Annotated in this window: 10 protein-coding genes; 2 read left to right on the top strand and 8 right to left on the bottom strand. The window is 63.0% G+C overall.

Annotation, left to right across the window (positions count from 1 at the left end; translation table 11 throughout):
- Nucleotides 1–205 precede the first annotated feature (205 nt).
- A complete protein-coding gene (locus DBIPINDM_RS06955; RefSeq protein ID WP_258585039.1) occupies nucleotides 206–994 on the bottom strand; it encodes a 2OG-Fe(II) oxygenase in 789 nt (262 codons plus the stop codon).
- A gap of 101 nt (nucleotides 995–1,095) precedes the next feature.
- Between DBIPINDM_RS06955 and DBIPINDM_RS06950 the strand changes: the two genes are divergently transcribed.
- Nucleotides 1,096–2,004 carry a LysR substrate-binding domain-containing protein gene (locus DBIPINDM_RS06950; RefSeq protein ID WP_258585038.1) on the top strand — a complete coding sequence of 303 codons (909 nt, stop codon included), beginning with the start codon at nucleotides 1,096–1,098 and terminating at the stop codon, nucleotides 2,002–2,004.
- A 43-nt stretch (nucleotides 2,005–2,047) separates the two neighbouring features.
- Here DBIPINDM_RS06950 and DBIPINDM_RS06945 read toward each other — a convergent pair whose 3' ends face one another.
- The 3 genes from DBIPINDM_RS06945 to DBIPINDM_RS06935 are packed head-to-tail and all read right to left on the bottom strand — an operon-like array spanning nucleotide 2,048 to nucleotide 6,639.
- On the bottom strand, nucleotides 2,048–3,202 hold the full coding sequence (locus DBIPINDM_RS06945) for an efflux RND transporter periplasmic adaptor subunit (protein ID WP_258585037.1): 1,155 nt from the start codon (nucleotides 3,200–3,202) through the stop codon (nucleotides 2,048–2,050).
- 15 nt (nucleotides 3,203–3,217) lie between these two features.
- Nucleotides 3,218–6,403 carry an efflux RND transporter permease subunit gene (locus DBIPINDM_RS06940; protein ID WP_258585036.1) on the bottom strand — a complete coding sequence of 1,062 codons (3,186 nt, stop codon included), beginning with the start codon at nucleotides 6,401–6,403 and terminating at the stop codon, nucleotides 3,218–3,220.
- Nucleotides 6,388–6,639 carry a hypothetical protein gene (locus DBIPINDM_RS06935; RefSeq protein WP_258585035.1) on the bottom strand — a complete coding sequence of 84 codons (252 nt, stop codon included), beginning with the start codon at nucleotides 6,637–6,639 and terminating at the stop codon, nucleotides 6,388–6,390. Before DBIPINDM_RS06935 ends, DBIPINDM_RS06940 begins: the two co-directional genes overlap by 16 nt.
- Before the next feature lie 244 nt (nucleotides 6,640–6,883).
- Here DBIPINDM_RS06935 and DBIPINDM_RS06930 point away from each other — a divergent pair, with 244 nt between their 5' ends.
- The gene (locus DBIPINDM_RS06930) at nucleotides 6,884–7,474 is read left to right on the top strand and encodes a TetR/AcrR family transcriptional regulator (protein WP_258585034.1); all 591 of its coding nucleotides are present in this window, start codon (nucleotides 6,884–6,886) and stop codon (nucleotides 7,472–7,474) included.
- A 332-nt stretch (nucleotides 7,475–7,806) separates the two neighbouring features.
- On the opposite strand, the gene DBIPINDM_RS06925 is transcribed toward DBIPINDM_RS06930, so the two are convergent.
- From DBIPINDM_RS06925 to DBIPINDM_RS06910, 4 genes are all read right to left on the bottom strand, one after another.
- Entirely contained in the window at nucleotides 7,807–8,829 is a 1,023-nt protein-coding gene (locus tag DBIPINDM_RS06925) for a LacI family DNA-binding transcriptional regulator (protein ID WP_258585033.1), read from the bottom strand.
- 149 nt (nucleotides 8,830–8,978) lie between these two features.
- Nucleotides 8,979–9,770 carry an ATP-binding cassette domain-containing protein gene (locus DBIPINDM_RS06920; RefSeq protein WP_258585032.1) on the bottom strand — a complete coding sequence of 264 codons (792 nt, stop codon included), beginning with the start codon at nucleotides 9,768–9,770 and terminating at the stop codon, nucleotides 8,979–8,981.
- A 3-nt stretch (nucleotides 9,771–9,773) separates the two neighbouring features.
- Complete coding sequence (locus tag DBIPINDM_RS06915; RefSeq protein ID WP_258585031.1) at nucleotides 9,774–10,760, bottom strand: ABC transporter permease; 987 nt, start codon at nucleotides 10,758–10,760, stop codon at nucleotides 9,774–9,776.
- A 116-nt stretch (nucleotides 10,761–10,876) separates the two neighbouring features.
- Nucleotides 10,877–11,812, bottom strand: coding sequence for a substrate-binding domain-containing protein (locus tag DBIPINDM_RS06910; protein ID WP_258585030.1), 936 nt, complete (start codon nucleotides 11,810–11,812; stop codon nucleotides 10,877–10,879).
- Nucleotides 11,813–11,945 lie beyond the last annotated feature (133 nt).

The following is an 11,945-nucleotide window of genomic DNA, read 5'->3' as shown; positions in this document are numbered from 1 at the left end:
TCAGATTGTCGACAATCTAACAAGAGATTATTTTCGGATTCTGATTTTGGATTTGGCGCTTCGAGACCGCTTCGAAATTCGCTCTGGCAAGACATATGGTGGTGGTTTCGAGAACCGGCGCGCAGCGGACATTTGGGTCCGTGAGCACCGGAAGCGCAGAAAACGCCTTCAGATGGCCGCCAGAGTAGAATTTCCAAACGGTCTCTCAGGCCGCCCGGCCGTAGAAGCCGACCCGCTCTTCGGCGCTGAACATCACACCCGGCTTCTCATAGTAGGAAAACACCGCGATCATGCGTTCGCGCTCGCCTTCGACCGTGGTGACGCGATGCGCGGTGTTCTTGCCGCGGAAGACATTCAGCGTACCCGGCTTCATGCGCAGGATCTTGGCGTCGGGATCACGGCCTTCGAGCAGCCGGGCGACGCCCTCGTAATTCGGGTTGTCATCCGATCTGAGGTCGGTGCGGTATTCGAGGTCGCCGCCGCGCTCCGCCTGCTGCAGCAGCAGCGTCGTGGTGAATTCCGAACGGTCGAAATGCCAGTTCAACGCCTCGCCGGCGCGATAGGCCATGACATTGGTGCGCGCCAGCGGATCCTGCATGACATGCAGTTTTGCCTTGCCCATGGTCGCCGCCAGGAACCGCACCAGCGGTTCATACTCGTAGATGGCAAGCACGGTGCTGCCGGGAATCTGGTCGGCGCAGACAGTGTGGCTGATGGTTTCGACCTTGCGCAGCGCGGGATGTTCGGGTGCGAGTTCGGGGATATCGGGCTTGAAGTAAATGTTGTGCATGCGCTTGTGGACATGGGACTGCGTGTCCATCACCGGCTTGATTTCCCGCACCGCCTGTTCAGCGACGCCAGGCCGCAAAAAGCCTTCGAGGTTGAACATGCCGTCGGCTTCGAGTGCTTCGATGGATTGCTCGACGAGGCGATGCCATTCAGGGCTGCCTTCGCGGTCGAGCGGATAGCGGTCGAGATCGAGAATGTCTTTCATGTCGGGTGCTCCAAGGGTTGAGCACAGAAGACGGCAAAAAATTCTTTCCCTCAACGCGGAAAATTATTACGACTGACCAAGAAAAACTTATGGAACCTGTCATGGAACGGCTGCCACCGCTGAACGCGATCAAGGCCTTCGAAGTCGCGGCCCGCGCCGGCAGCTTCACTTTGGCCGCGAGCGAGCTTGGCGTGTCCTCGGCGGCGGTCAGCCAGCAGATCCGCAATCTCGAAACCTGGTTCGGCAAGCAATTGTTCGTGCGCACTGGCAACCGCATCACGCTCACCGACGCCGGCCATGCCATCTATCCGCAGACGGCGCGCGCTTTGGGCGACATCGCCGCCATCGGCCAGCGCATGCTGGAAGGCGGCTTGAGGACGCGCCTTGTGGTCAGCGTGCCGTTCTCGCTGGCCGAACTGTGGCTGGCGCCGAGGCTGGCCGCCCTTCTCGATGCCTTTCCGCAGATGGCGATCGATGTGCGGGCGGAGGACGATCCGATCGACCTGATGCGCCAGAATGTCGATCTGCGCATCTCCTATGGCGACTATCACTATCCCGGCCTGCGCATGGTCCGCCTCGTCCATGATGATGCGCTGCCGGTCTGCGCGCCGGAATTCTGGCACCGGCACGGCAAGGGCGATCCGGGTCTCACGGACCTGCATGAGAGCCTGTTCATCCACACCAATTGGGGGCCGAACTATGCGTCGCACCCGACCTGGGCCGATTGGTTCGCCGCATGCGGCGGCAGCCGCTCGCCTGACCCGTCGCATGGGCGCCGTGTCGGCCTGTCCAGCCTGGCGATCGCTTCGGCGAGGCTTGGTCTGGGGGTGGCGCTCGGCCAGCGGGTGATGGCGCAGGCCGATCTGGAGGCCGGCCGCCTGATCGCGCTCTCGTCAGTCTCGGTGCGCCTTGGCCATCCCTATTGCGCCTTCATGCCGCCGGCCAAGGCCGACCGCGCGGATGTCGCCGCTCTTGTCGGCCTGCTTGTGAAAACGGCGCCCGCGACCTGAGAAAAGGTCGGGGCGCCGCGCGGAAACCGGGCCTGCGGGGGATTCAGGTAGCCGGCTTCTGTGGCAGTGGCGAGATCGGCATTCCGGGCCCGATCTTCTGCAGATTGCCTGTGATCACCTGGTCGCCTTCGGAGACGCCGCTCAGGATAGCCACCAGATCGCCGCTGGTCGGGCCGATTGAGACCAGCCGCTGGTCGACCGTGTTGCCCTTGCCGACGACGTAGAGATATTTGCCGAGCTGGCTCGAACCCAGCGCCGTCTGCGGCACCATCAACGCATCGGGCTGCTGCTTGATATGCAGCCGCACGCGAACATATTGGCCAGGCATGAGCGTGAACTTCGCATTGCCGATGGTGGCGCGTGCGGTGATGGTTCCGGTCGAGTGGTCGACCGTGTTGTCGATGAAGGTGAGTTCACCCTTCTGGCTGGTCTCGGTCTCACCTGGAAGCAGGACCTCGACCTCGATCGGGCCGGCCGCGCGGGCCTGTTCGATCTCGGCCAGATCCGTCTCGCTCGGATTGAAGGTGACATAGATCGGGTCGAGCTGCACCAGCGTGTTGAGCACCGTGCCGGCGACGCTGACCAGCGTTCCGACCGAAGCCTGGTTGCGGCCCAGGCGCCCGGTGAACGGAGCGTGGATTTCGGCGTAGCTCAGATTGAGCTCCGCCGTGCGCACCGCCGCCTGGTTGAGCGCCAGCGACGCCTGCGCTTCGCGCAAGGTGCTGGTGCGCTGGTCGAAGCTGTCCTTGTCCAGGTAACCGCTCTTGGCCAGTTCGGTGCCGCGGCCGAGATTGGAACGCGCATAGTCGAGTGTCGCCGTATCGCGCTGGACCTGGGCTTTCGCCTGGTCGAGTGCCGCCTGGAAGTCGTCAGGCGAGATCTTGTAGAGAAGGTCGCCCTGCCGCACATCGGCGCCGTCTTGCGCCGTCTGTTCCTGCAGGTAGCCGGGCACGCGCGCCTGCAGCGTGACGCTGCGGATCGGCTCGATGCGGGCGGCATAGTCGAGATAGATCGGGATCGTCTTCTTGATGACGTTTGCCACCGGCACCGGCATGACGAATGCCGCTGGAGCCGGCGTCGCCGCTCCGGCCGTGCCGGCGCTGAGCCTGAGGTTGCCCATGTCGAGCAGGTGGACACTGGCCACCGAGATCGCACCCAGCGCGACAGCCGTTCCCAACGCGATTTTCCATTTACGCATAGTAATTCTCCAATCTTATTCGGCCGCTTCCGCCAGGGGAGGGAAGGCGGGTTCGGCAGTTGGTTCAGGATGTTGGGAGGCGGGCTCGCCGCCTTCACGGCGTTCCCGCAATTGTTCGATGACCGCGTAGAAGACCGGCACGAACACCAGCGACAGGATGGTCGCGGCAACCATGCCACCAAAGACGGTGGTGCCGATCGACTGCCGGCTTGCAGCACCAGCGCCTGTCGCGAACATCAGCGGCAGCACGCCGAGGATGAAGGCGAAGGCCGTCATCAGGATCGGCCGGAGTCTCAGCCGCGCGGCTTCCATCGCCGCCTCGACGATGCTGAGGCCTTCCTCGCGCCGTCGTCTTGCGAATTCGACGATCAGGATGGCGTTCTTGGCCGCCAGGCCGATCAGCATGACGAAGCCGATCTGCGAATAGACGTCGATCTGCATGCCGCGCACCCAGAGAGCCGCGAATGCGCCGAACAGTGCGAGCGGCACCGCCAGCAGCACCATGAACGGCATCGCCCAGCTCTCATACTGCGCCGCCAGGATCAGGAAGACGAAGACGATGGCGAGGCCGAAGACGACCGACGCGATCGATCCTGCCTTGAGCTCCTGGAAGGTGATGCCGGTCCATTCGAAACCGAAATCCCTGGGCAACGCGGTGGCCGCCGCCCGTTCCATGGCAGCGACGGCCTGGCCCGAGGAGAAGCCCGGTGCGGCACCACCATTGATCGAGGCCGAAGCGTTGTTGTTGTAGTGCGGCACGGTTTCCGGCCCGACGAACGGCACCAGCTTGCCCAGTGTGCTGAGCGGCACCATGCCGCCCGAGGCATTGCGCACATAGAGCCGTGAGATGTCGGCGGCACCCGCACGTGCATCTTTGTCGGCCTGGATGGTCACCCGGAAGGTGCGGCCGAACAGGTTGAAGTCGTTCACGTAGAGCGAGCCGAGATAGATCTGCAGCGTGTTGAAGACGTCGGGCAGGTTCAGGCCGAGCAGTTTGGCCTTGCTGCGGTCGAGGTCGTAGTTGAACTGCGGCGTCGAGGTCGAGAACGGCGAGAACAGCTGCTGCGGATTGATTTCCGGCTGCTTGCGCGCCTCGGCGATCACGGCCTGCGTCGCGTCGTTGAGGGCCGTGCTGCCGCGACCGGTGAGATCCTCGACGACGAATTCGAAGCCGCCCGTGGTGCCGATACCCGGTATCGAAGGCGGATCGAAACTCAACGCAAAGGCTTCCGGTATCTGCAACAGCTTGCCGCGCACGTCGGCAACGAGCTTTGATGCGCTCTGGTCGGGAGTACGCTCCTCCCAGGGCTTCAAAATGGCAAACTCGACCGCCGAGTTCGACTGCGCGGCACTGGTCAGGAAGTTCAGGCCGCTGATCGAGCCGACAATGTCGACGCCGGGCGTCGCCTGCAGGATGTCGCGCGCCTTCTGCGCCACCGCGTCTGTGCGCTCCAGCGAGGCACCGTCGGGCAACTGGATGACGACGAAGAAATAACCCTGGTCCTCGACCGGGAGGAAGGTCGAGGGCAGCTTCTGCCAGACGAAATAGGTGGCAACCAGCCCGGCCGCGAACAGGCCGAGCATGATCCAGCGCAAGCGGATGAGAATGCGTACGCCATGGGCGTAGGCATGCGATAGCTTGTCGAAACCTGTATTGAACCAGCGGAACAGCACGAACTGCGTCTCGCCGCGATGGCGCAGGAAGGCGGCGCTGAGCGCGGGGCTCAGCGTCAGCGAATTGAAGGCGGAAATACCGACCGAAATCGCCACCGTCAGCGCGAACTGGTTGTAGAGTTTGCCGGAAACGCCGGGGATGAAGGCGACAGGCACGAACACCGCCATCAGCACGGCGGTGGTGGCGATGATCGGGCCGGTGACTTCGGCCATCGCGGCCTTGGTCGCCGCCAGTGGTTTCAGCCCAGCCTCGAGCTGTCGTTCGACGTTCTCAACCACCACGATGGCATCGTCGACGACAAGGCCGATCGCCAGCACCATGCCGAGCAAAGAGAGCATGTTGAGCGAGAAGCCCATCATCTCCATGACCACAAGCGTCGCCACCAAAGACACCGGAATGGCGATGGTCGGGATGATCGTCGTGCGCCAGCTCTGTAGGAAGACGAACACCACGGCAACAACCAGCACCAGGGCTTCGCCGAGCGTGATCAGCACGTCATGCATCGATGCCGAGACAAAGCGCGTCGTGTCGTAATGCATGGCGTAGCTGACGCCTTCGGGGAAACGGCCGGACAGCTCCTGCATCTTGTCCTTGACGCGCTGCTGAAGGTCGAGCGCGTTGGAGCCGGGCATCTGATAGACGGCGAGCACTACGGTCGGGTCCTTGCCGAAGAAGGCGGAGGACGAATATTGCAGCGCGCCGAGTTCGATGCGGGCGACGTCGCGCAGCCGCACCAGCGAGCCGGTGTCGGTGTTGGCGCGCACCACGATGTCGCCGAATTCCTTCGGGTCGCTCAGGCGGCCGACGGCGTTGACCTGCATTTCGAAGGCTGTGCCGGCGGGCGCCGGCGACTGGCCGATCTTGCCGGCCGCCACCTGGACGTTCTGCTCGGCGATGGCATTCTGCACGTCGACGGCGGTGATGCCGAGATTGGCGAGCTTGTCGGGATCGAGCCAGACGCGCATTGAATAGCGCCGCTCGCCGAAGATCTGCACGTCGCCGACGCCTTGCAGCCGCTTCAGCGGATCGACAACCTGCAGATAGGCAAGGTTCGAGAGTGCCACCGGATCGATGGACTTGTCGGGCGAGGTGAGGTTGACGATCAGGACGAAATTCGGGTTCTGCTTCTTGATCGTCACGCCGCCCTGGTTGACGATCGCCGGCAGCGACGAAGCCGCCTGCGAGACGCGGTTCTGGACGTCGACGGCGGCGGTGCTCAGGGAATAGCCGACATCGAAGGTGATGGTGATAGTCGAGGAGCCGTCATTGGAGCTCGTCGACGACATGTATGTCATGCCTTGCACGCCGTTGATCTGCTGCTCCAGCGGCGTCGTCACCGTATCGGCCACGACTTGCGCGCTGGCGCCCGGATAATGGGCGCTGACCACGACCTGGGGCGGCGTGATGTCAGGAAACTGCGAGACCGGCAGCAGGAAATAACAAATCGTCCCGGCGAGCACCATGATGATGGCGATCGCCGAGGCGAAGATCGGACGGTGGATGAAAAAATTTACCACGACACACATGCCTCGCCAGTTGCTCTTGCCCGCCCGAAGGCGCTGGCAACCTTGGACAACTGGCCGTGCCCGTCACGGGGAACTTCCCGTGAACGCAGCAACGGCACCTCGCGACGCTGCTCATCGGCAAGCGAGCGAAGCATCTTCTCGAAGGCGCGGGGGTCCACCCCATCTGCTTTCATGACCAGCCGGATCATCGGATCCCGGACGGCCTCATCTATGGTAAGATCGCGGCGCTGTGGCATTGGCCGGCTCCTTGTCTGTCGATTCGCAGCCCATGCTCGCGAACCGTTTTTCATCTCTTCACCGGCCGGAGCCGCATGAACTGCAGTTTTTCGCCCATCTCAATCTGGCAGGACCAGTTCACGGCCTTGTTATTGACGGAAGGCGACATAGGTGTTACCAGTAAGTAACATTTGCATAGTTACAGACCGGTAACACCCTAGTCAAGAGGTGGCCGTGGTTTTTAGGAAACGAAAGGAGATCATGATGACAGACGGCGTCGTGGAGCGCTCACGTCCCCGGGATCGAATCCTGGAGACGGCGCGTGACATGTTCCACAAGCACGGCATCAAGGGCGTCGGCGTCGACGCTATCACCGAAGCTGCCGGCACGAACAAGATGACGCTCTATCGTCACTTCGAATCCAAGGACGAACTGATCGTCGAGTGCCTGCGCGCCAATGCGGCCAAGGCCGGCGCGATGTGGGAGGGGTTCGAAGCCGAGTTTCCCGGTGACAAGCTCGCGCAGCTGCATGCCTGGGTTCGCAAGGCCGCCGTCATGCTCAAGGCTGACGGCCGCGGCTGTGACATGGCCAATGCCGCCGCTGAACTGACCGAGCCGGACCATCCGGCGAGGCTGGTAATCAAGGAACTCAAGGAGGCCCAGCGTGAGCGCCTCGTGACGCTGTGTCGGGATGCGGGCATTGGTCAGGCCGAACTGCTCGCCGATACGCTGTCGCTGCTGTTCGAGGGCGCGCGTGTCAGCGTGCAGACCGTGGGTACCGAAGGTCCGAGCACGCAGTTCGTGCGCATGGCCGAAGGGCTGATCGTTTCCTTCCGGGGCACCGCCGCCGGTTGAAATCCGCCGCGACTGTTGGCGATTTACCGGTCGTATGACCGCGACGGTGCGCGCCCTTTAGCGCGGGCGGCACAGGAATTTTCGACGGCTGAACGAAAAAAGCCCGCTGCCGGGAGGAGGTGGCAGCGGGCTCGATTTCGAGTGTGGCGCGGGAGGAGGTGCACCCCACTCAGCGTCGGCATCGCATCTGGGAGGAGTAGATGGCCGACAACCAGAACCTACGAATTGCCCAATGATTCGGCAACAATGAATTGTGCATAGCAGCTGTGCAGATTTGCCGTGTCAATTATCATACAAATACGGGAGGCTGGGTTTGCCCAGGCCGCTCGGCCTCACTGCACCGGCACGTTTTCCCTAAAAATCAGGCGCGGCTCGATGAATTTACGTGTCAGGTAGGGCGCCGATGAGGCAATGGAGCCGAGCAGGCGGATGACCGACTGTTCGGCGATCAGCCTGGCGTTCTGGTCGATGACGACGTCGGCGAGATCGTCGACAAGATAGCCGCGCGTTTCCCGCGTCAGGTCGTGGCAGATGAACACCGGCTTGCGGTTGGGCCTGGCTTCCCGGATGGCTTTCGCCACGCCGGAACGTCCGGCCCCGACGCAATAGATGCCGAGCAGTTCCGGTTCGTTGTGCAGCGCCTTCATGGTCTCAGCATAGCTGGCATCCGGCTCGTCATTGATCTCGACGGCGCTGGTCACGGTGAGGTTGGGAAATTCCTCGCCAAGCACCGAGCGAAAACCCATTTCACGCTCCTCATGGCCGCGGTAGGAGCGCGAGCCGACCACCATCGCCAGATGGCCCTCGCGGCCACCGAGGAAGCGTCCCATGAGAAGTGCCGCCGTTCGCCCGGCCACCCGGTTGTCGATGCCGACATAGGCCGAGCGGGGAGCGGCCGGAATATCGGACACCAGCGTCACCAGGCGGATGCCGGCCTCGACAATGTCGCGCAGGATGTTGCGGGTTCGGGGATGGTCGACGGCGATCACCCCGACGCCATTGGCCCTCAGCGACAGGTTTTCCACGGCTGTCTGAAGCGCGTTCGGCGAGATGCCGGCGAGGGTGTGGATCCGGCAGGACGCGACCAGCGGCAGGCGCGATGCATAATCCTCGATATGTCTTGCCAGATCCTGCATGAAGGCGTTGCTGCCGATCGGCAGGAAGAATTCGAGGTTTGCGGGCTTGGAGGGAAGCGTCACCTGATCGGCGACCGGCAAATAGCCGAGCTGCTTGGCGGCTTCCATCACGCGCTGCCGATTGGCGGCGCTGGCGCCGGGCCTGTTATTGAGCACCCTGTCGACCGTCGCGGTCGAGAGCCCGCAATTCCGGGCGATGTCGGAGACGGTGGCCTTCATGCCGCGACCCTATGCGCCGATGCGATGGCGCGCCAGCCAAGCGATGTGACAAGCGATTTGACAGGCGATGTGATCTGAGGGACGGGTGATTGCCACCCATCACCGCGATGCGCATTCGGCTGCTTCGACAAGACGGCTTCCGCCCATCCTCAGTGCGGCGGCTTGCCGTCGGCGATGGCGTCGCGGATTTCCTTGTCCGACATGCCGGTGATGATCCGCTCGACTTCCGTCACATTTGTTTTCTTCGGGTCGATGTCGTCGGCGACCACCTTGCCCCGGCGCATGACGACGATGCGGTCGACCACCTGGAAGACATGGTGGATGTTGTGCGCGATGAAGATGCAGGAATGGCCGGAATCGCGGGCGCTGCGCACGAAGCTCAGCACCCCTTGCGTTTCGGCGACGCCGAGATTGTTGGTCGGCTCGTCGAGGATGATGAGATCGCTGTCGAAATGCATGGCGCGCGCGATCGCCACAGCCTGGCGCTCGCCGCCGGAGAGCGAGCCGATCGGCGTCGTCGGGGGAATGTTTTTCGAGATGCCGACCTGTTTGAGCAGGTCGCGGGCGACAGTGTTCATCGCCTCCTGGTCCATGCGGTTGAGGAAGCGCGGCGGCTTGATCGGCTCGCGTCCCAGGAACAAATTGCGGGCGATCGACAGTTGCGTGACCAGCGCCGAGTCCTGGTAGATGGTCTCGATGCCATGGGCGATGGCGTCGCTGGTGCTGCGCAGGCTCACCTTCTTGCCGCGGATGAAGATGTCGCCGCTGGTCAGCGGCACGGCGCCCGACAAGACCTTGATCAGCGTCGACTTGCCGGCGCCGTTGTCGCCGAGCAGGCCGACGATCTCGCGCTCATTGACATGGAAATTGGCATCCTCCAACGCCTGCACGCGGCCGTAGGACTTGCGGATGTTCTGCATGCGGATCAATGGCTCGGCCATGGTTCAAGTCCCTGCCTGATGCCGGCGTTCCAGCCATGAGTGGAGTGCCATCATGCCAAGGATGATCGCGCCGATGAAGATGTTGTAGGCAAGTCCGGGCACGCCGATCAGCACGATGCCGTTGCGCATCACGCGCAGGATCAGGATGCCGAGCACGGTGCCGATGATCGTGCCGCGCCCGCCGGTCAGCGCCGTGCCGCCGATCACCACCATGGCGATGACTTCGAGCTCGTAGCCGGTGCCGCTGTTGGGGTTGGCGGCGGAGGTGCGCAGCGAGGAGATGACGCCGGCAAGGGACGCCATGAGCGACGACAGCACGAACAGGCCGATCTTGACGCGGTTGACATTGACGCCGCGCGCCCGCGCCGCGTTGGGATTGCCGCCCGCCGCCTGGATCCAGTTGCCGGTCCGGCTTTGCGTCAGCACGTAGCCGAGCGCGATGGCCGCGGCGATGAACCAGAACAGCGACATGTAGATGCGGAACGGCCCGATGAAGAAGTCGCCGACCAGCGCCTGCGCCAGCCAGCTGCCTTCGGCGCTCCAGGTGCGCTGCGGAAAACCGTCGGTGATGAAAAGGGCACTGCCGCGCACCACCAAAAGCATGCCGAGCGTCACCAGGAAGGACGGGATCTTGAGCTGCGTGACGAACCAGCCATTGACCAGGCCGATCAAGGCGGCGACCACCAGCGCGACGACGAAGCCCATCTCCAGCGAGGTGACGCCGCCATTGAACAGCGTCCACATCAGCACCGGCGAGAAGCCGAACAGGGACCCGACGGACAGGTCGAATTCGCCCGATGTCATCAGCAAGGTCATCGCCAGCGCGATCAGGCCGAGCTCGACGGTGAAGGCCAGTGTGTTGGAGATGTTCTGCGGCGACAGGAAGTCGTGGTTGAAGCCCCAGAAAACGCCGATCTCGATGACGAGCAGCACGAAGGGGCCGAATTCAGGCCGCGCAATCAGGCGTTGGACAAGCGAATGATTTTCCACTGATAACCCGCGACATGATGGGAATGGCTGACACCTGCACCGGTTCCGGCGAGGCTCGGCGAATGGACAAAACAGTCGCGACCGCGGATGCGATCGCGACTGTTTGGGTCCGGATGTTACTTGCCGGACAGGATCTTGTCGTAGACGGCCGCGGTGTCCTTTTCATAGAGCGCGCCGGTGATGACGTTGAAGCCCGGAGGGATGCCTGACGCGGCCATGTTGGCGAGCGACAGCGCGACATAGCTGGTCGCCTGCGGGTCCTGCCACTGGCCGGCATTGACGTAGCCGTTCAGCACTTCCTGCGTGGTGTCGAGCGAATTGCCCCAGCCGACGACCGGGATTTCACCCGGCTTGACGCCGACCTGGTCGAACACCCGCTTGATCGAGCCGGTGACGAGGTCGCCGAGCCCGATGATGGCGTTGACCTTGCCCTTGTGGGCGGTGAGGTAGTCGACCATGCGGTTGATCACTTCGGCCTGGTCGAGCGTCGCCTCGGTCACTTCATAGGTGATGCCGAGCGGTCCGAAGACGCTCTTGATGCCTTCCTCTTCCTGGACGCCATAGGTGGCGCCGGGCACCTCGACCGGCATCCAGACGAAGTCGCCCTTCTTCACCAGGCCCCTGTCGACCAGATACTGCGCCCAATGCTTGCCGAAGGTGACGTTGTCACCGCCGACATAGGCGTTGAAATTGGCCTTGGGATCGGGCGTGTTAAAGTTGATGATCGGGATGTTGGCCGCGCGGGCTTCCTTGACGATCTCGACAAGGCTGCCCGGATCGGGGCTGGTGGTGACGATGCCGTCGGCCTTGGCCGAGAGGGCGGCGCGAACGGCTTCCTGCTGGGAGGCGACATCACCATTGTGGAACGAGGTGTTGACGGTGTTGCCGGTGTCCTTTGCCCATTGCTTGGCGCCGGCCAGGAAGTAGGTCCAGACCGGATCGGCCGGGCCGCCATGCGAAATCCAGTAGAATGTCTTGGCCTGCGCCGCTGCCGGAATAACCGTCAGCGCGACCAGCAGGCCATAGAGCACAAGTCTTAGTCTTGTCAGCATTTGCTTTCCTCCCGGTTGAAGATGATCCGTCCCTTGTTCCGGCTTCAGCCGGACTGCGTCTTTTGCCAGCGCCGCTCGGATGCCTCAGAGCATCCCCTTTTTCGACGGATGGCAAGCCTCCATCTGCAGATGT

This window comes from Mesorhizobium sp. AR02 (assembly GCF_024746835.1).
Classification (GTDB): domain Bacteria; phylum Pseudomonadota; class Alphaproteobacteria; order Rhizobiales; family Rhizobiaceae; genus Mesorhizobium.
This window is presented reverse-complemented; position numbering and strand designations above follow the sequence as displayed.

Bases quoted from the DNA above. Each gene is read 5' to 3' on its own strand.
- DBIPINDM_RS06920 (WP_258585032.1), bottom strand. From the start codon at position 9,770: ATGGCCGAGCCATTGATCCGCATGCAGAACATCCGCAAGTCCTACGGC.
- DBIPINDM_RS06955 (WP_258585039.1), bottom strand. From the start codon at position 994: ATGAAAGACATTCTCGATCTCGACCGCTATCCGCTCGACCGCGAAGGC.
- DBIPINDM_RS06940 (WP_258585036.1), bottom strand. From the start codon at position 6,403: ATGTGTGTCGTGGTAAATTTTTTCATCCACCGTCCGATCTTCGCCTCG.
- DBIPINDM_RS06945 (WP_258585037.1), bottom strand. From the start codon at position 3,202: ATGCGTAAATGGAAAATCGCGTTGGGAACGGCTGTCGCGCTGGGTGCG.
- DBIPINDM_RS06930 (WP_258585034.1), top strand. From the start codon at position 6,884: ATGACAGACGGCGTCGTGGAGCGCTCACGTCCCCGGGATCGAATCCTG.
- DBIPINDM_RS06910 (WP_258585030.1), bottom strand. From the start codon at position 11,812: ATGCTGACAAGACTAAGACTTGTGCTCTATGGCCTGCTGGTCGCGCTG.
- DBIPINDM_RS06935 (WP_258585035.1), bottom strand. From the start codon at position 6,639: ATGCCACAGCGCCGCGATCTTACCATAGATGAGGCCGTCCGGGATCCG.
- DBIPINDM_RS06925 (WP_258585033.1), bottom strand. From the start codon at position 8,829: ATGAAGGCCACCGTCTCCGACATCGCCCGGAATTGCGGGCTCTCGACC.
- DBIPINDM_RS06950 (WP_258585038.1), top strand. From the start codon at position 1,096: ATGGAACGGCTGCCACCGCTGAACGCGATCAAGGCCTTCGAAGTCGCG.